Below are 17,383 nucleotides of genomic sequence, written 5' to 3' on the forward strand. Positions count from 1 at the left end.
GGATGCGGGCCGGGAGGCATTCGCAAGTAGAGCGCATCACGTCACCGCGATCTGCCGGTTACGTCCAGGGCAGGGCAGCCTGCATCTGACGTTGCAATTCCGGGATCAGGCTGCGGATGAAGGTGGCGCTGAGGTGGTGCCAGTCCTTGTAGACGGTGATGTTCCCCACGACGGCAGGACATGTCGTCTCATCGCACATTCCGTCGGTGAGGTCTATCGGATGCACGTTGGGGAACTGCTCCACGATGTCGAGCGTCGGGTCGGTGGGTGCGAAGGCCCACTCGCGGGACGTGCTGCACTCGTCGTTGGAGTTCTTCGACAGGCAGTCCGGGGTGTTGATGGCGCCGGCATCGTTGTGCGGCCAGGCACTGTCACGCATGCCCAGAACCGGGATTCCGGCCTCCGCGAACTGGCCGAAGATCGGCAGGTAGTCGTCGGGCACCCAGTCGCCGGGATCGTTGTCGCGGGGCCGCGTCGTGTTGGTGAACACCGCGTCGGGGCGGTCGGCGATGATCATCGGCAGCACCTTGTCGACCCATTCGCGGCACTGCGGGTAGGGGACTCCGGACTGCTTGGGTTCTGCTTCGGCGGTCAGCGGGCAGCCCATCTTCAGGTAGGTCCGGACCTTGAAGTGGTTCTGCTTGCCGAGGATGTCGAGCGCAGTGATCCACATCTCTGCATGCGAACCGCCCGCCAGGGCAATGGTGTTGGTGGCCTGCAGATCTCCGTACTCGCCGATGTGGACGTCGCCGTCCTCGAAGTCACTGATGTGACCGTTGAACGAGGTTGCGGGCAAGTCCATGACCACTGCCATCGGCGACGGTTGCGGATCCACGCGGGGCACGGCGACCCCGTCGAGGAATGCGGCGGCGCCGGGGTAGACGCGGGGATCGAGGTTGGTGGTGTCGACGGTCATGTGAGTGGCGTGATACTCCCAGGCCTTGAACCCGGCCGTCATCACGATGGCGCCGACCAGCAGGAGGCTGCCCGCGACCGTCGAATAGTTCAGCAGACGCCGGCGCCACGGGCTAACGGGCGTGGCGTGGGACGGCTGATGGTGCCGTGTCGGTGTTCCCTTGTGCGGCGGATTCTCTTTGTGGATCGACACCGACCGCGGTGCGCGCAGCGGTTCCTCGATGTAGCGCTTGGTCAGCCACGCCAAGGCGATCGAGAGCGCGATCAGGACGGTGCCCTCGAGGATTGTTGCGTCGTTCTTGTCGCGCCAGGTCAGGTAGAAGATGAGCAGCGGCCAGTGCCACAGGTACAGCGCGTACGAGATCGAGCCGAGCCAGACCATCTGCCGGGTGGCCAACGCGTTGCTGACCGCGGGCCGCTCGACCGACGACCCTCGTTTGACGGCGTTGTTACCGGACCAGATGATCGCCAGGGTGGAGAGCACCGGCACCAGGGCCCACGGTCCCGGGTACTGCTCGACACCGACGATCCACCAGCCGCAGCTGATGATCAGGCCGAGCGCGATGATGGCCACCAGGTTGCGGATGACGTCGGGGACCCGCCATTTCGGCATCCACACGGCGAGTAGCCCGCCGGCGAGCGGTTCCCAGGCCCGCGAAATGGTGTCGTAGTAGTTGAACTGCTGGTTCACGCCCATCCGCATGTGCGCCCAGTAGAACGACACCGCTGCGACGCCGAGGATCGCGACTCCGACGACCACGCGGATCACCGTCGGGTCGGCCAGCTTCTTGAACCCGGCCCGCACCAGAAGTTTGAGGGCGCCGGCAAGCGCCAGTGCGGTGAGCATCGTGACGATGAAGAACTGGCCCTGCACCGACATCGACCACAGGTGCTGCAACGGGCTGTTGGCCGAGCTGGCTGCGGTGTAGTCCTGGGAATTGAAGGCCAGGAACCAGTTCTGGTAGTAGAACAGGCTCGCGATGACCTCGCGCCCGGTGGCCAGCCACCGCGTCTCCGGGAGGATCAACAGCGTCCCGAGGCTGATGACGATCAGGATCGCGACCATGGCCGGCAGCAGGCGCCGGGCCAGGCGGGTGATCCGTTGGACCGGGTTGACGGTCTTGAAGAGCGTGGTCCGGTCGTCCTGGCTGACGATGGTGTGTCGCAGGAGCGAGCCGACGAAGAAATAGCCGGACAGGGTCAGGAAGACGTCCACGCCGCCGGAGACCCGGCCGAACCAGATGTGAAAGCAGGCCACCAGGACGATCGCGAGGCCACGGAGTCCGTCGAGGTCGGTGCGATAGATCGGCACCGTGTCGGCCGGAACCGTGGAGGTCCGCGTGTCAACGCTGGGCGTGGCAGTCAATGGTCTGGTGTCTCGTTTGTTCGGGGTCTGCCGCGCACTCGTTCGGATCGCAGCAATCCGTTGGATGTCCAGCCACGTAATGTACCTGCCTCAGATCAGAATCCCCGGCTCAGTTCCACCGCGCGCCCTCACTAGTGTGGGTCCGTGCCCCCGTTTCCTGACGCTTCGAACGAATCGGCTGCGCGTTGCGCGGCGGAGATCAGCAGGCTCGATTCCGAATTGATCTGGCATCCGTACGGCACCATGCCGCATCCGGCGCCGGCTCCGCGGGTGGTGCGCTCGGCCGAAGGCGTGCGGTTGACGTTTGCCGACGGGACCACGGTGGTCGACGGGATGAGCTCGTGGTGGGCAGCGATCCACGGCTATCGCAATCCGGTCCTCGACAACGCTGCGCGTACCCAGCTCGACTCGATGGCGCACGTGATGTTCGGCGGTCTCACCCATGAGCCGGCGGCCCGGCTCGCCGAGCTGCTGGTTCAGATCACCCCGGAACCATTGCGCACTGTGTTCTTCTCGGATTCGGGATCGGTGTCCGTCGAGGTCGCGGTGAAGATGGCCCTCCAGTATTGGCGGGCTCGGGGTACGGCCGGTCGAAACAGGCTCTTGACCTGGCGCGGCGGCTATCACGGTGACACGTTCACGCCGATGAGCGTCTGCGACCCCGAAGGCGGTATGCATTCGCTGTGGACCGACGTCCTGACCCGGCAGGTCTTTGCGCCGGCGCCGCCGGTGGAGTTCGAGTCGGACTACGTCGGCGAGTTCGAAGAACTGGTCATCGCGCACCGGGACGAGCTGGCCGCGGTCATCGTCGAACCGGTGGTGCAGGGCGCCGGCGGGATGCGTTTTCACGACCCGCGTTATCTCGTGGAGCTCCGCCGCATCTGCGACGAGCAGGGTGTGCTGCTCATCTTCGATGAGATCGCCACCGGATTCGGTCGGACCGGAGAGCTGTTCGCCGCCGACCACGTCGGCGTCTCGCCCGACATCATGTGCGTCGGCAAAGCGTTGACCGGCGGCTATGTGTCGATGGCAGCAACGCTGTGCACACGTGAGATTGCCGACACCATCTCGGGTTCGGCCGTCGGGGTGCTGGCACACGGCCCCACATTCATGGCCAATCCGTTGGCGTCGGCGATCGCGGTCGCCTCGACCGAACTGTTGCTCGCCTCGCCGTGGCGCGATCGGGTCGCCGGGATATCGGCGACTTTGGCAGGCGGCCTGGCGCCGCTGTCCGAGCTGCCGGGGGTGCGGGAGGTACGTGTCCTCGGGGCAATCGGGGTGGTGCAACTCGACGATCCGGTCGACATGGCCGTGGCGACGGACGCCGCTGTCGACGCCGGTGTCTGGCTGCGCCCGTTCCTCGACCTCGTCTACACGATGCCTCCGTATATCTGCACCGAATCGGACATCGATACCCTCGTGGGTGGCGTGGGCGCAGCGGTACGGGCCGCGGTGGCGGGCCATGCGACGACGTCGAGCCCTGTGAGAGGCTTCTCACAGTGAACCCGATGACGCCGAACGCCACCGATACCGAGACCGCGCTGGACTGGCTCGGTGAGGTCGCCGACGTCCGCGCCGCAGAGGGGCTGCATCGGACTCTGGTGCCACGCGGCACCGATGACGGGTTGCTGAACCTGGCGTCCAACGACTACCTCGGGTTGTCACGCCATCCCGATGTCATTGCGGCCGCCCACGAGGCACTCGACCTGTGGGGTGCCGGATCGACATCGTCGCGGTTGGTCACCGGGACCACCGAGATCCACGAATCGCTCGAGAACGACCTCGCGGACTTCCTCGGCTACGAGGCGGCGCTGGTGTTCTCGTCGGGTTATGTCGGCAACATCGCCGCTGTGTCGGCCCTGATGGGTCGCGGGGATCTGATCGTTTCGGACGGGGGCTCTCATGCCTCGCTGATCGACGGGTGCCGTCTGTCGCGGGCCCGGGTGGTGGTCGTCGACCGCGGCGACCATGCGGCGGTGCGACGCGAGTTGGAAGGACGTGGCGAACAGCGCGCGATGGTGGTCACCGACTCGGTGTACTCGATCGACGGAGCCATCGCCCCGGTCGCCGAGTTGTATGCCGCGGCCCGCGCCAATGGTGCGGTGCTGTTGGTGGATGAGGCGCATGCCTTCGGAGTTCGTGGCATCGGCGGTCGCGGGGTTCTGGACGAAGCCGGTCTGGCAGGCGCCCCCGACCTGGTCACCACGGCGGTTCTCTCGAAATCGCTTGGCTCGCAAGGTGGTGTGGTCCTCGGGTCGGCGATGGTCCGCGACCATCTCATCGACCGCGCCCGCACATTCATCTTCGACACCGGTTTGGCGCCTGCTGCGGCCGGTGCCGCGCAGGCCGCGTTGCGCGTTCTGCGTGCGCAGCCCGACCTGGCAACTCGGGTGCGCGCCAACGCCGCCCGGCTGGCGGGTCTGTGTGGTGGCACGGAATCGGAGGCGGCGGTGGTCTCGATCATCATCGGTGATCCGGCCCAGGCGTACGCGGCCGCGCAACGGTGCCGCGACCGCGGAGTGCTCGTCGGCTGCTTCCGTCCACCGTCGGTTCCGCCGGGTACGTCGCGGCTGCGCCTGACCGTCCGGGCAGATCTTTCCGACGATGACATCACCCGGGTGGCAGAGGTGGTCACAGCCGTTCTCGACGAGATCTGAGGGCGCACTGTGAGACTCGTGATCACCGGTACCTCGACCGAGGTCGGCAAGACAGTGGTGACCGCCGCGGTGGCGGCCGCGGCGATGGCGTCCGGGGCGACGGTCGCCGTCTGCAAGCCGGCGCAGACCGGGGTCGGGCCGGGGGAGCCCGGCGATGTCGACGAGGTGGTCCGGCTCGCGGGGGTCACCGCCACGTCCGAGCTCTACCGCTTCCGCGATCCGCTCGCGCCGTCTCGGGCGGCCGCACGTGAAGGTGCGCCGCCGGTGGAGTTGCAGTCGATCATCGACGGCGTCCGGGCTCTGGACGCGCATGATCTGACGCTGGTGGAAGGCGCCGGGGGAGTGCTGGTGAGGTTGGCGCCGGACATCACCCTGCTCGACGTCGCGGCCGGGATCGGGGCGCCGCTGCTGGTGGTCGCCGCGGCCGGGCTCGGCACGCTCAACCACACCGAACTCACCACGTCGGCGATCAAGGCCGCCGGACTCGAGTGCTCCGGCATCGTCATCGGCTCCTGGCCATCGCAGCCGGGCCTGGCCGAACGGTGCAACCTCGACGACCTGCCCGCGCTCACCGGTGTCCCGGTGGTCGGCCGGATTCCGGCAGGGGCCGGAAGCCTACCGCTCAGTAGTTTTACTTCGCAGGCATATGGGTGGTTTGATCCGGATTGGCTGGCGGGACTGTGACCCGCGACCACATGTCCGATTTGGGTGATGATGCACACTGAGGCACAACGTTCACGATGAAAAGGGGAGGCCACGTGACACAGGCGCCGGTACGTACAGACATACTCGACGTCGCGCGTGAGCAGGTGTTGGAACGCGGGGAAGGGCTCGACCAGGATCAGACACTGCAGGTGCTGCAGTTGTCCGACGATCGGTTGACCGACCTGCTGCAACTCGCTCATGAGGTGCGGATGAAGCATTGCGGTCCAGAGGTCGAGGTGGAAGGCATCATCTCCCTCAAAACCGGCGGCTGCCCCGAGGACTGCCATTTCTGTTCGCAGTCAGGGCTGTTCGCCTCGCCGGTGCGCAGTGCCTGGATCGACATCCCGGCGCTGGTCGAAGCGGCCAAGCAGACCGCCAAGTCCGGTGCCACCGAGTTCTGCATCGTCGCCGCCGTGCGCGGACCCGACAAGCGCCTGATGGCCCAGGTGGCCGCCGGCATCGAGGCCATCCGCGCCGAGGTCGACATCCAGATCGCCTGCAGCCTGGGCATGTTGACCCAGGAGCAGGTCGATGAGCTCAAGGCGATGGGGGTCCATCGTTACAACCACAACCTGGAGACCGCGCGGTCGCATTTCCCGAACGTGGTCACCACCCACAGCTGGGAAGAGCGTTTCGGCACGCTCAAGATGATCCGTGAGGCCGGGATGGAGATGTGCTGCGGCGGCATCCTGGGAATGGGTGAAAGCCTGGAGCAGCGCGCCGAGTTCGCCGCCGATCTGGCCGCACTCGATCCCGACGAGGTTCCGCTGAACTTCTTGAACCCGCGTCCCGGTACCCCGTTCGGCGACCTCGACGTGTTGCCGGCGGCCGAGGCGCTCAAGGCTGTTGCCGCGTTCCGGTTGGCGCTGCCGCGCACCATCCTGCGGTTCGCGGGCGGACGTGAGATCACCCTCGGTGATCTGGGTGCCAAACAGGGCATCCTGGGTGGGATCAACGCGGTCATCGTGGGTAACTACCTGACCACCCTGGGCCGTCCTGCCGAAACCGATCTGGATCTGCTCGACGAGCTGCAGATGCCGATCAAGGCACTCAACGACTCGATTTGATCAGCGATCAGACGATGAGTGACATCCCGACCCCGCTGGCCGTCCCGATGGTCTATGGCGTGTACACCGGGGTGAAGCTCGATGTGCAGGACCCCGATTCGATTCCGCGGGCGGCCCAGCTCGGGTTGGAGCCACCCCGCTACTGCGGACAGTGTGGCCGACGGATGGTTGTCCAGGTTCGCCCGGACGGCTGGTCGGCCCGCTGTTCGCGGCACGGTACCGTCGATTCGGTGGAGCTGTATAAACGTTGACCGACAGGGTTCGGTCTGCAGGTTTTGTTTCGGCGGGTGTGGTGCTCGTCGGGGTTCTGTGGGGTCTGATCTGGGGTTTTCTGACCCCGGGCATCGAAGGCCGGGTGGTCGCGCCGGATCGCGCCGTCGCCTCGGGTGACGGCACCGCCGAGTTCTCGGCCATCGGCCTGTTCTTCTCGGTGGCCCTGATCGCCGGTGTGGTCCTGGCGGTGCTCTTCTGGATGCCGCCGCGATTTCGGGGTCCGGCCGGTGTCACCGGTTTGGCGTTCGGGACGATCGCGTCCGGTGTGGTCGCGGTGTGGGTCGGCGACCTGGTGGCGCGTCTGCGTTTCCCGGGGCGCGACGGGGTGGCCATCGGCGACGGGTTCACGCAGGCACCGAGCCTGCGGATCACCGGTGCCTACCTGGACTTCGGGAGCGGGATCGGATTCTCCTGGGCCTTGTTGGTCGTCGCGCCGATGGCTGCAATGCTGACCTACGTGGTGTTCGTGGTGATGAATCGGTCCGGTGATCTGGGATTCCCGGACGAGGTGGTCCCGGTCCAGACGCCGCCCGCCCGGGTCGGATGAACCGGGCGGATAGGTGACCCGCCGCACTCGCACCAGCTGAGCAGCAGCACAATTGTCGGGTGACCTCAGCAACGGTGCTCAGTCCCCGCCGGAAGACCGCAATTCTGGTCACCTGCTGTCTGAGCTTGTTGATCGTGTCGATGGACGCGACCATCGTCAACGTGGCGATCCCGTCGATCCGTGCGGATTTCGATGCCAGTGCCTCGCAGCTGCAATGGGTGATCGACGTCTACACCCTGGTGTTGGCCAGTCTGCTGCTCCTGTCCGGCACGATGGCCGACAAGTTCGGTCGTCGCCGTGTGTTCCAGATCGGCCTGGCAACCTTTGCGCTCGGTTCACTGCTCTGCAGTCTCGCGTCCAGTATCGAGGTGCTGATCGCGGCCCGCTTCGTCCAGGCCATCGGTGGCTCGATGCTCAACCCGGTTGCGATGTCGATCATCACCAACACCTTCCCCGGGCGGGTGGAGCGGGCCCGCGCTGTCGGCGTGTGGGGTGCGGTGGTGGGCATCTCGATGGCGCTGGGGCCGATCGTCGGCGGGACCGCGATCAACCTGTTCAGCTGGGAAGCGGTCTTCTGGATCAACCTGCCGATCTGCGTCATCGCAGTCGTCGCAACCGCACTTGTTGTGCCCGAGTCGAAGTCGCAGCATGTGCGCAGTCTCGACCCGGTGGGTCAGACACTGGCGGTGGTGTTCATGGCAGGTTTGGTCTTCGGCCTGATCGAGGGTCCCTCGATGGGCTGGACCGATCCGGTGACGATCGGGATCTTTGCGATCACCGTTGGGGCGTTCGGGGCGTTCTGCCGGTACGAACTGCGGCACCACGACCCGTTCATCGACCTGCGATTCTTCCGCAGCATCCCGTTCTCGGCCGCCACGGTGACCGGTATCTGTGCGTTCGCGGCCTTTGGGGCCTTCTTGTTCGTGGTGTCGATCTACCTGCAGAGCATTCGCGGCTACAGCCCGATCGAGACCGGGCTGATGTTCCTGCCGCTGGCCGCCGGAACACTGCTCTTCTCGCCGCTGTCCGGACGACTCGTCGGGCGCTACGGCACCCGGCCCTCGCTGGTCGTGGCCGGGACGCTCCTCGCGATTGCGTCGATGCTGTTGTCCACCGTCGACGACGTCACCCCGAACTGGCAGCTGCTCATCATTTTCGGGATCTTCGGTATCGGTTTCGGAATGGTCAATGCGCCGATCACCACCGGTGCGGTCAGTGGCATGCCGCGGGACCGGGCCGGGGCCGCTTCGGCGATCGCATCCACGAGTCGGCAGATCGGCGTCAGTATCGGTGTGGCGTTGTCGGGTGCGATGGCGGGTTCGGTGATCGCGGCCGACCCGGGAACGTCGTCGGCTTCGGACATGGCGCCGCTCTGGTGGGTTGCTGCCGGCCTCGGTGTGGTCATCCTGCTGGGCGGGATCTACTCGACCACGAAGAAGTCGTTGGCGACCGCATCGAAGGTCGCCGACCTGTTCGCCGAAGCGGGGGAGAAGCCGTTGACCCGCACGGTCGGAAACTGACCCGACGCGGCAACCGTTGACCGTGCCGAAATCACCGTTGACCGTGCCGAAGTTGCTTGTGGTCCAGCATTTTCGGCACGCTCGGCGGTGTTTTCGGCACGCTCGGCGGGGGGTTATGGGGGCGGGCGCAGGGTTGCGAACTCGTCGGTGATGCGGAGTTGTTTGTCGGCAAATCGGTACAGGGCCGGCGGTCGTCCACCCGAGGGGCCGGTTCGGCCGACGGTTCCGGTCGCGGTGATCACGCCGCGCCGCGAGAGGATGCGCAGCAGATTGGTCGAGTCCACCGGATAACCGAGCGCCGCGCAGTAGATGTCGCTCAGGGCTGACATCGAGAACTCGGCGGGGGCGAGGGCGAACGCGATATTGGTGTACGACAGCTTGGCGGCCAGTCTGGAGCGCGCTCTTTCGACGATCCTGGAGTGATCAAAACTGATCTCCGGCAGGTCTGAGACCGGGTGCCAGCGGGTGTCGGGCGGCAGGTTCGGCTGCGAATCCGACGGCACCATGCCCAGGTAGGACGACGCGATCACCCGAGGGCCGGGGATGCGATCGGGTTCGGAGAACACCGACAGCTGCTCGAGGTGGGCCACCTGGCGAAGGTCGACCTTCTCGGCGAGTTGCCGCAAAGCCGACGACTTGAGGTCCTCGTTGTCCTGCAAACTGCCGCCCGGCAACGACCACGAACCGGCCTGTGGATCAAAAGCGCGCTGCCACAACAACACCGAGAGGACCGGCGGCTCGCCGACCTGGTGTTCGCGAACCTGGAACACGGCACAGAGGACTTCGTGGAAGACACTCGGCGACGGCATGGCTGCGAGTGTAGTGGGTGGGCGCGCGGGCGCCGGACCAGGCGCGAGGAGGCCATCGCGGGCCGGAGTGTGAGGGCGCGCACATGCCGGGTGCTAGGATCAGACGAGGTTTTCGATCTACAGTCGAAAACCTCTCAGCCCATAGCCCAGGCCGGCCATCGACGACCGGCGCCACGAACAGGAGGTGGTTGTCATGACAACCACGTCACTCACTCTCGGATCGACCGAACCCCTGTACACGGGGGTCGAGCCGACTCCGGAATGGTTCGCCGAGATCAAGAGTCTCGCCAAGAAGCGCAACGCCACGTTGCTGGCGCACAACTACCAGCTGCCGGCCATCCAGGACGTCGCAGATCACGTAGGAGATTCGCTCGCTCTGTCGCGGATCGCGGCAGAAGCCGAAACCGACGAGATCATCTTCTGTGGTGTGCACTTCATGGCCGAGACCGCCAAGATCCTGAGCCCGGACAAACGGGTGCTCATCCCGGACGAGCGGGCGGGCTGTTCGCTGGCCGACTCGATCACCGCCGATGACCTGCGGGCCTGGAAGGCCGAATACCCCGATGCGGTGGTCGTCTCATACGTCAACACCACCGCCGAGGTGAAGGGCCTGACCGACATCTGCTGCACCTCGTCCAACGCGGTGGACGTGGTCGCCTCGATCGATCCCGACCGGGAAGTCCTGTTCCTGCCGGACCAGTTCCTCGGCGCTCACGTCAAGCGCGAGACGGGTCGCGAGAACATGCAGATCTGGGCGGGCGAATGCCACGTTCACGCCGGCATCAACGGCGACGAACTGACCGCCAAGTCGCGGTCGCATCCCGACGCCGAACTGTTCGTCCACCCCGAATGCGGTTGCGCCACTTCCGCTCTGTACCTCGCCGGCGAGGGCTTTGTGCCTGCTGACAAGGTGAAGATCCTCTCCACCGGCGGCATGCTCGACGCCGCGCGGGCGACCGGGGCCAAGCAGGTGCTGGTGGCCACCGAGGTCGGCATGCTGCACCAGTTGCGCAAGGCTGCACCGGATGTCGACTTCCAGGCGGTCAACGACCGTGCGTCGTGCCCGTACATGAAGATGATCACGCCTGCGGCGTTGCTGCGCTGCCTGCGTGAGGGCAAAGACGAGGTCCATGTGGCCCCCGATGTGGCCGAGAAGGCGCGTCGCAGCGTTCAGCGGATGATCGAGATCGGCAACCCGGGGTCGGGGGAGTGACCGGCAATCCGGCCGGTACCGCCGAGGTCAAGGCGCTGATCGCCACCGCGCTCGATGAAGATCTGCGTTACGGACCCGATATCACCACGGCTGCAACGGTTCCCGAGGGAGCGGTGGCAACCGCGGTGCTCTCGAGCCGCCGGCCCGGTGTGCTCGCGGGTCTCGATGTGGCGCTGCAGGTGTTCGATGAGGTCATCGGCGCCGGTGACTACGAGGTCCTCGACCGTCTCGACGACGGCGCACAGCTCGAGGCCGGTTCTGCGGTCGCCACATTGCGTGGGCCGGTCGCCGGATTGCTGGTGGCCGAACGTACCGCGTTGAACCTGCTGTGCCATCTGTCCGGGATCGCCACCGCCACTGCGGTGTGGGTGTCCGGGGTCGAGGGAACGAACACCAAGGTCCGCGATTCGCGAAAGACGCTGCCGGGCATGCGGTCTCTGCAGAAGTACGCGGTGCGCTGCGGTGGTGGACAAAACCATCGGATGGGTCTCGGTGACGAGGCTCTGATCAAGGACAATCACGTGGCGGCCGCCGGGTCGGTCACCGCGGCACTCAACGCAGTACGTGCCGCAGCACCGGACATCGTCTGCGAGGTCGAGGTCGACAGCCTCGAGCAACTCGACGAAGCGCTGGCGCTGAACGCCGAACTCGTTCTGCTGGACAACTTTCCGCTCTGGCAAACCCAGATGGCCGTGCAGCGGCGCAACACCAGGTCGCCGTCCACCAAACTCGAGAGCTCTGGTGGACTGACCATCGACGTCGCCGAGGCGTACGCCCGCACCGGTGTCGACTACCTCGCCGTCGGCGGACTCACCCATTCGGTGACCGCCCTCGACATCGGGTTCGACTGGATCGGCGACTGACCGTCGACAAACCCGCGTGGGCGGGGACTGTGGTGCACGTCGCATTCGTTAGCCGAGGACATATGCGTATGTACGCTTGAATACGCGGTTCAACACCGTGATCCCCACATTCTCGGAGGTATATTTTGCCGACCATCAACGCCTACGCCGCTCCGTCCGCGAAGGGTGCGCTGGTCCCGATGACGATCGAGACCCGTGACGTGGGCCCGGCCGACGTGCGGATCGCCATCGCTTTCGCCGGTATCTGCCACTCCGACATCCACACGGTGCGCGACGAATGGGGACAGGCGCAGTATCCGGTGGTACCCGGTCACGAGATCGCGGGCACCGTCGCCGAGATCGGCTCGGAAGTGACGAAGTACAAGGTCGGCGATCATGTCGGCGTCGGTTGTTTCGTCGATTCCTGCCGCGAGTGCGAGCCCTGCTTGCAGGGAGAGGAGCAATACTGCGACAAGGGCATGATCGGCACCTATAACGCTGTCGGCCGCGACGGAAAGGTCACCACCGGCGGCTACGCCCAGGAGGTCGTGGTCGACGAGAACTATGTCCTACGCATTCCCGAGGGGCTGCCGCTGGACGTCGCGGCGCCGCTGCTGTGCGCAGGTATCACCACGTACTCACCGCTGCGTCATTGGAACGCCGGACCCGGCACGCGGGTCGCGATCATCGGACTCGGCGGCCTGGGCCACATGGGTGTGAAGATCGCCCATGCCATGGGTGCTGAGGTCAGCGTCATCTCGCAGTCGCTGAAGAAGATGGAAGACGGACTCCGGTTCGGTGCGCGGAACTACTACGCGACCGACAATCCCGCCACCTTCACCGAACTCCGTGGGAAGTTCGATCTGATCCTGAATACGGTCTCTGCCAACTTCGACATCAACAAGTACCTGTCGATGCTTGCTGTCGGCGGCACTTTGGTCGAGCTGGGCCTGCCCGAGAACCCGATTTCGGTCGGGGCCATGTCGTTGGTGTCCAAGAGGCGTTCGCTGGCCGGGTCACTGATCGGCGGGATCGCCGAGACCCAGGAGATGCTTGATTTCTGCGCCGAGCACAACCTGGGTGCCGAGATCGAGGTGATCAATGCCTCACAGATCAATGAGGCTTATGAGCGGGTGGTGGCCTCGGACGTGCGGTACCGGTTTGTGATCGACACCGCAACACTCTGACCGCACGCGAGGCCTCAACGATCCTGACGGTCGGGGACCAGTGCCCCGAGCAGGAAGTTGACGATCGAGATGACGATCGAGCCACCGACCGCGGTCCAGAATCCGTCGACGCTCAGACCGAAGTCGGTGGTCTCCGTGACCCAGGCCGTCAGCAGCAGCATCAATGCGTTGATGACCAGGGTGAACAGGCCCAACGTGAGGATCAGCAGGGGCAGTGACAGCAACTGCACAAACGGCTTGATCGCGGTGTTGACGATCGTGAAGACCAGTGCGATGAACAGCACCACCAGGATCTGAGCACCGGTGTCGCGGCCGTCGGTGGCGATCGAGATCCCGTTGATGAGAGCTGCCGCGATCCAGATGGCGACAGCGTTGATGAGGAGGCGCGCGGCGAAGACCATGATCAGATCCTAGGGGCGCTGGTAAAAACTGCTGGCCGGAACGCATATCCTTAGAAGTAAGTCCGCAGCGGCCAATCCAGGGGCGTCTGCGGATCGCCAACGATTCGTCAGGAGTTCGTGCTCATGCTTGCCCGCACCGACCTTCGCGGTGCTGATGCCACCACCGCTCAACTACGCCGGACCCTTCCGCGCGGCGCCACCGACGTCGACACGGTCTTGGGCCAGGTCAAGCCTGTGATCGACGCGATCCGCGAGCATGGTGCCTCCGCGGCGCTCGATTACGGCAAGAAGTTCGACGGGGTGGCACCGGAGACCGTACGGGTCCCCGGCGAGCAGATCGAGAAGGCCCTGGCCGAGATCGATCCCGACGTGCGCGCCGCGCTGACCGAAGCGATCGACCGGGCCCGACGGGTCCACGCCGATCAGCGTCGTACCGACGTGAGCACCGAGGTCAGCGCCGGCGGAACCGTCACCGAACGCTGGATCCCCGTCGGCCGGGTCGGGCTGTATGTGCCCGGTGGCAACGCGGTCTACCCGTCGAGCGTGGTCATGAACGTGGTGCCCGCCCAGGTCGCCGGAGTTGATTCCCTGGTGGTCTCGTCGCCGCCGCAGGCACAGTTCGACGGTCTTCCGCACCCGACGATCCTGGCGGCGTGCGCGTTGCTCGGTGTCACCGAGGTCTGGGCGGTGGGTGGCGCACAGGCCGTCGCGCTGCTGACCTACGGCGGCACCGATACCGACGGCGCCGACCTCGACCCGGTCGACCTGATCACCGGTCCGGGCAACATCTACGTCACGGCGGCAAAACGGCTGTGCCGCAGCGTCGTCGGCATCGACTCCGAGGCCGGGCCCACCGAGATCGCGATCCTGGCCGACAGCTCGGCCAGTCCGGTCAACGTGGCCGCCGACATGATCAGCCAGGCCGAACACGACGTGATGGCCGCATCTGTCCTGGTCACCGACAGCCCCGAGCTCGCCGACGCCGTCGATGCCGAGATCGAGGTCCAGGTGTCCCGGACCAAGCACGCCGACCGCGTCCGCGAAGCCCTGGCCGGCCCGCAGTCGGGAATCATCTTGGTCGACAACATCGATCAGGGTCTACAGGTGGTCAACGCCTACGCCGCCGAACACCTCGAGATCCAGACCAGGGATGCCGCTGCGGTGGCTGCCCGGGTCCGCAGTGCCGGTGCCATTTTCGTCGGCGACTACTCGCCGGTGAGCCTGGGCGATTACTGCGCCGGTTCCAATCACGTTCTGCCCACCTCGGGTTCGGCGCGATTCAGCTCCGGTCTGTCGGTTCAGACGTTCCTGCGCGGCGTCCACGTCATCGACTACGACGAGGCCGCGCTCAAGGAGGTCTCCGGGCACGTACAGACATTGGCGAAGGCGGAGGACCTGCCCGCGCACGGTGAAGCCGTCCGGCTGCGGTTCGCCGGTTCGGAGGACCTTCGGTGACTTCATCGACCCCCACCTCCTCGACCAGAAGGATCGGGCTTGAGGACCTGCCGCTGCGCGAGACACTGAAGGGCCAGTCGCCTTACGGCGCACCGCAGCTCGACGTGCCGTACCGCCTCAACACCAACGAGAACCCGCACCCGCCGTCGCAGGCATTGATCGACGACGTCGCGGCGTCGGTGCGCGAGGCCGCCGCGCAGCTGCACCGGTATCCCGACCGGGACGCGGTTGCCCTGCGCACCGATCTCGCCTCCTACCTGAGTTCGGCGACAGGCGTCGCGCTCGGTGCCGAAAACCTCTGGGCAGCAAACGGTTCCAACGAGATTCTGCAACAGTTGTTGCAGGCCTTCGGTGGTCCGGGCCGTAGTGCGATGGGATTTGTGCCGTCGTACTCGATGCACCCGATCATCTCCACCGGCACCGACACCACCTGGATCGAGGGCAAGCGCAACGCCGACTTCTCCTTCGACCTCGACGGCGCACTCTCGGCCATCGCCGAGCGCCGGCCCGATGTGGTCTTCCTGACCTCACCCAACAATCCGACCGGCGGATCAATCCCACTCGACGACGTGCGCGCCGTCGCGGCGGCGGCCCCCGGCATCGTCATCGTGGACGAGGCCTACGGGGAGTTCTCCGCGGCGCCGAGTGCGGCCGAACTGATCGAGGAGTTCCCCGCCAAGGTTGTCGTCAGCCGGACGATGAGCAAGGCGTTCGCCTTCGCGGGCGGTCGTCTGGGCTACCTCGCCGCCGATCCGGCCGTGATCGATGCGTTGTTGCTGGTACGACTGCCATATCACCTGTCGGTGGTCACCCAGGCCGCCGCCCGCGCGGCATTGCGGCATGCCGACGACACACTTGCCGGGGTCGCCGCGATCGTCGCCGAACGGGGGCGGGTCACCGCAGAACTGACCCGGCTGGGCTACTCGGTGGTCGACTCCGACGCCAACTTCATCCTGTTCGGCCCGTTCATCGACGCCACTGCGAGCTGGCAGAACTACCTCGACGGTGGCGTGTTGATCCGGGACATGAAGATCGAAGGCCATCTACGTGCCACCATCGGATTGCCCGCCGAAAACGACGCGCTGCTGGCCCGCAGCGCCGAGTTGGCCCGCACTGACCTAATAGGCCAGACAGACTTGATCGGAGAGCAGAAATGAACACACAGCCGCGCGTGGCCCGCATCGAGCGGACCACCCGGGAGTCCTCGATCGTCGTGGAGATCAATCTCGACGGCACCGGGCGCACCGACATCTCCACCGGCGTGGCGTTCTACGACCACATGCTCACCGCATTCGGTGCGCACGGCAGTTTCGACCTCATGGTGGCGGCCAAGGGCGATGTCGAGATCGAGGCCCACCACACCGTCGAGGACACCGCGATCGTGCTCGGTCAGGCCATCGCAAAGGCTCTCGGTGACAAGAAGGGCATCCGCCGTTTCGGCGACGCCTGGATCCCGATGGACGAGACCCTGGCCCAGGCCATCGTCGATGTCTCCGGTCGTCCGTACTGCGTGTTCACCGGCGAACCCGAGCACATGCTGACCACCACCATCGGCGGCAACCCCGGTGTGCCGTACCACACGGTGATCAACAAGCACGTCTTCGAGACGCTGGCGATGAACGCACAGATCGCGCTGCACGTGCGCACGATCTACGGCCGCGATCCGCACCACATCACCGAGGCCCAGTTCAAGGCCGTCGCGCGCGCACTGCGGGCGGCGACCGAATCCGATCCACGTGTCAGTGGTGTGCCGTCGACGAAGGGAGCCCTATGAGTGAGAGCAACGGAGATCGCACAGTCGCGATCCTGGACTACGGCTCGGGCAACCTGCGTTCGGCGCAGCGCGCCCTGGAGCGGACCGGTGCACAGGTCACGGTCACGTCCGACCCGGCTGTGGCATTGGAGGCCGACGGTCTCGTGGTGCCCGGCGTCGGCGCCTTCGCGACCTGCATGGAAGGTTTGCGGGCAGTCAAGGGTGACCGCATCATCGACGACCGGCTGGCCGGTGGACGCCCGGTGTTGGGCATCTGTGTCGGCATGCAGATCCTGTTCGAGCGCGGCGTCGAGTTCGGTGTCGAAGCGCAGGGCTGCGGACAGTGGCCGGGCACGGTCACTCAGCTCCAGGCCGAGGTGCTGCCGCATATGGGCTGGAACACCGTTGAGGCAGAACCTGATTCGGTGCTCTTTGCGGGCATGCCCGAAGACGAGCGTTTCTACTTCGTGCATTCGTATGCCGCGCAGAGCTGGGAGTTGCCTGCGGATGCACTGTTCAAGGCGCCCAAGTTGACCTGGGCCACCCACGGCGGACGGTTCCTCGCCGCGGTGGAGAACGGCCCGTTGTGTGCCACCCAGTTCCATCCGGAGAAGTCCGGTGATGCCGGAGCCCGGCTGCTCAACAACTGGGTCGGGTCATTGACGTGACCGTC

General features: G+C 65.9%; 17 protein-coding genes. 14 read left to right on the forward strand and 3 right to left on the reverse strand.

Annotation, left to right across the window (positions count from 1 at the left end; translation table 11 throughout):
* Positions 1-58: 58 nt before the first annotated feature.
* A complete protein-coding gene (locus tag AC51GT_RS02910; RefSeq protein ID WP_496327790.1) occupies positions 59-2,281 on the reverse strand; it encodes an acyltransferase family protein in 2,223 nt (740 codons plus the stop codon).
* Between the two features lie 144 nt (positions 2,282-2,425).
* Between AC51GT_RS02910 and AC51GT_RS02915 the strand changes: the two genes are divergently transcribed.
* The 7 genes from AC51GT_RS02915 to AC51GT_RS02945 all read left to right on the forward strand — a co-directional run bounded on the left by AC51GT_RS02915 (position 2,426) and on the right by AC51GT_RS02945 (position 9,050).
* A complete protein-coding gene (locus tag AC51GT_RS02915) occupies positions 2,426-3,784 on the forward strand; it encodes an adenosylmethionine--8-amino-7-oxononanoate transaminase (RefSeq protein WP_496327791.1) in 1,359 nt (452 codons plus the stop codon).
* 5 nt (positions 3,785-3,789) lie between these two features.
* The gene (locus AC51GT_RS02920) at positions 3,790-4,938 is read left to right on the forward strand and encodes an 8-amino-7-oxononanoate synthase (protein WP_496327792.1); all 1,149 of its coding nucleotides are present in this window, start codon (positions 3,790-3,792) and stop codon (positions 4,936-4,938) included.
* Positions 4,939-4,956: 18 nt separating this feature from the next.
* Entirely contained in the window at positions 4,957-5,622 is a 666-nt protein-coding gene (gene bioD / locus AC51GT_RS02925) for a dethiobiotin synthase (RefSeq protein ID WP_496327793.1), read from the forward strand.
* A 74-nt stretch (positions 5,623-5,696) separates the two neighbouring features.
* Entirely contained in the window at positions 5,697-6,710 is a 1,014-nt protein-coding gene (bioB, locus tag AC51GT_RS02930; protein WP_496327794.1) for a biotin synthase BioB, read from the forward strand.
* Between the two features lie 14 nt (positions 6,711-6,724).
* Complete coding sequence (gene bsaP / locus AC51GT_RS02935; RefSeq protein ID WP_496323876.1) at positions 6,725-6,961, forward strand: biotin synthase auxiliary protein BsaP; 237 nt, start codon at positions 6,725-6,727, stop codon at positions 6,959-6,961.
* Positions 6,958-7,530 (forward strand): DUF2567 domain-containing protein, encoded by a 573-nt coding sequence (locus AC51GT_RS02940; RefSeq protein ID WP_496327795.1) that lies wholly within the window; start codon positions 6,958-6,960, stop codon positions 7,528-7,530. The genes bsaP and AC51GT_RS02940 overlap by 4 nt, the downstream gene beginning before the upstream one ends.
* A 59-nt stretch (positions 7,531-7,589) precedes the next feature.
* Positions 7,590-9,050, forward strand: coding sequence for a DHA2 family efflux MFS transporter permease subunit (locus AC51GT_RS02945; protein WP_496327796.1), 1,461 nt, complete (start codon positions 7,590-7,592; stop codon positions 9,048-9,050).
* Between the two features lie 113 nt (positions 9,051-9,163).
* On the opposite strand, the gene AC51GT_RS02950 is transcribed toward AC51GT_RS02945, so the two are convergent.
* Entirely contained in the window at positions 9,164-9,859 is a 696-nt protein-coding gene (locus tag AC51GT_RS02950) for an NUDIX hydrolase (RefSeq protein ID WP_496323879.1), read from the reverse strand.
* A gap of 193 nt (positions 9,860-10,052) precedes the next feature.
* On the opposite strand from AC51GT_RS02950, the gene nadA reads away from it, so the two are divergent.
* From nadA to AC51GT_RS02965, 3 genes are all read left to right on the forward strand, one after another.
* Positions 10,053-11,072, forward strand: coding sequence for a quinolinate synthase NadA (gene nadA / locus AC51GT_RS02955; protein WP_496327797.1), 1,020 nt, complete (start codon positions 10,053-10,055; stop codon positions 11,070-11,072).
* The gene (gene nadC, locus AC51GT_RS02960) at positions 11,069-11,935 is read left to right on the forward strand and encodes a carboxylating nicotinate-nucleotide diphosphorylase (RefSeq protein WP_496327798.1); all 867 of its coding nucleotides are present in this window, start codon (positions 11,069-11,071) and stop codon (positions 11,933-11,935) included. Before nadA ends, nadC begins: the two co-directional genes overlap by 4 nt.
* 125 nt (positions 11,936-12,060) lie before the next feature.
* A complete protein-coding gene (locus tag AC51GT_RS02965; RefSeq protein WP_496327799.1) occupies positions 12,061-13,101 on the forward strand; it encodes an NAD(P)-dependent alcohol dehydrogenase in 1,041 nt (346 codons plus the stop codon).
* Between the two features lie 14 nt (positions 13,102-13,115).
* On the opposite strand, the gene AC51GT_RS02970 is transcribed toward AC51GT_RS02965, so the two are convergent.
* Positions 13,116-13,502 (reverse strand): phage holin family protein, encoded by a 387-nt coding sequence (locus AC51GT_RS02970; RefSeq protein ID WP_496323883.1) that lies wholly within the window; start codon positions 13,500-13,502, stop codon positions 13,116-13,118.
* A gap of 123 nt (positions 13,503-13,625) precedes the next feature.
* Here AC51GT_RS02970 and hisD point away from each other — a divergent pair, with 123 nt between their 5' ends.
* From hisD to hisH, 4 genes are read left to right on the forward strand one after another with little or no spacing between them, the layout of a single operon-like run.
* On the forward strand, positions 13,626-14,957 hold the full coding sequence (gene hisD / locus AC51GT_RS02975) for a histidinol dehydrogenase (protein ID WP_496323884.1): 1,332 nt from the start codon (positions 13,626-13,628) through the stop codon (positions 14,955-14,957).
* Positions 14,954-16,114 carry a histidinol-phosphate transaminase gene (locus AC51GT_RS02980; protein WP_496327800.1) on the forward strand — a complete coding sequence of 387 codons (1,161 nt, stop codon included), beginning with the start codon at positions 14,954-14,956 and terminating at the stop codon, positions 16,112-16,114. The genes hisD and AC51GT_RS02980 overlap by 4 nt, the downstream gene beginning before the upstream one ends.
* Positions 16,111-16,731 (forward strand): imidazoleglycerol-phosphate dehydratase HisB, encoded by a 621-nt coding sequence (gene hisB / locus AC51GT_RS02985; RefSeq protein ID WP_496323886.1) that lies wholly within the window; start codon positions 16,111-16,113, stop codon positions 16,729-16,731. Before AC51GT_RS02980 ends, hisB begins: the two co-directional genes overlap by 4 nt.
* Positions 16,728-17,378 (forward strand): imidazole glycerol phosphate synthase subunit HisH, encoded by a 651-nt coding sequence (hisH, locus tag AC51GT_RS02990; RefSeq protein WP_496327801.1) that lies wholly within the window; start codon positions 16,728-16,730, stop codon positions 17,376-17,378. The genes hisB and hisH overlap by 4 nt, the downstream gene beginning before the upstream one ends.
* The last annotated feature ends 5 nt before the right edge of the window (positions 17,379-17,383 follow it).

The organism is Williamsia sp. z34 (assembly GCF_059553395.1).

What these genes read in the sequence shown, in the direction of transcription:
- AC51GT_RS02920 (WP_496327792.1), top strand. Translation starts at nt 3,790, where the DNA reads ATGACGCCGAACGCCACCGATACCGAGACCGCGCTGGACTGGCTCGGT.
- bsaP (WP_496323876.1), top strand. Translation starts at nt 6,725, where the DNA reads ATGAGTGACATCCCGACCCCGCTGGCCGTCCCGATGGTCTATGGCGTG.
- AC51GT_RS02950 (WP_496323879.1), bottom strand. Translation starts at nt 9,859, where the DNA reads ATGCCGTCGCCGAGTGTCTTCCACGAAGTCCTCTGTGCCGTGTTCCAG.
- nadA (WP_496327797.1), top strand. Translation starts at nt 10,053, where the DNA reads ATGACAACCACGTCACTCACTCTCGGATCGACCGAACCCCTGTACACG.
- AC51GT_RS02970 (WP_496323883.1), bottom strand. Translation starts at nt 13,502, where the DNA reads ATGGTCTTCGCCGCGCGCCTCCTCATCAACGCTGTCGCCATCTGGATC.
- hisD (WP_496323884.1), top strand. Translation starts at nt 13,626, where the DNA reads ATGCTTGCCCGCACCGACCTTCGCGGTGCTGATGCCACCACCGCTCAA.
- hisB (WP_496323886.1), top strand. Translation starts at nt 16,111, where the DNA reads ATGAACACACAGCCGCGCGTGGCCCGCATCGAGCGGACCACCCGGGAG.
- hisH (WP_496327801.1), top strand. Translation starts at nt 16,728, where the DNA reads ATGAGTGAGAGCAACGGAGATCGCACAGTCGCGATCCTGGACTACGGC.